The sequence below is a fragment of the Frankia sp. Mgl5 genome, assembly GCF_023242985.1.
GTDB classification, from domain to species: domain Bacteria; phylum Actinomycetota; class Actinomycetes; order Frankiales; family Frankiaceae; genus Parafrankia; species Parafrankia soli.
This window is the reverse complement of sequence record NZ_JALKFY010000219.1, coordinates 1-256: the sequence shown is the minus strand read 5'-3', so window position 1 is coordinate 256 and position 256 is coordinate 1. Positions and strand designations below refer to the sequence as shown.

General features: G+C 56.2%; 1 pseudogene. It reads left to right on the top strand.

Features of this window, described 5'->3' with window-relative positions:
- Positions 1-256 (top strand): annotated as a pseudogene (locus MXD62_RS09090) (PLP-dependent aminotransferase family protein); the annotation flags it as partial.

The window sequence follows — 256 nt, the reverse complement described above, 5'->3', positions numbered from 1 at the left end:
CGGAAAGCCAGCACCGCCAAAAACGCTGTATGAACTGAGCCGGAACAGCGGTTTGGTGATCCATTCAGGCAGCTTGTCCGATACAGTCGCCCCCGGCATACGCGTAGGCTGGAGTGTCGGCTCCAAAGCGGTAATCGAGCGACTGGCAGAGACGAAGCATCAGATGGACAAAGGAACGCCGTCCATTTCCCAGCAGATTGCGCTTCATTTCCTGCGTTCCGGTTATTGGCTCCGCAATCTGCGCATCCTGCGTAAT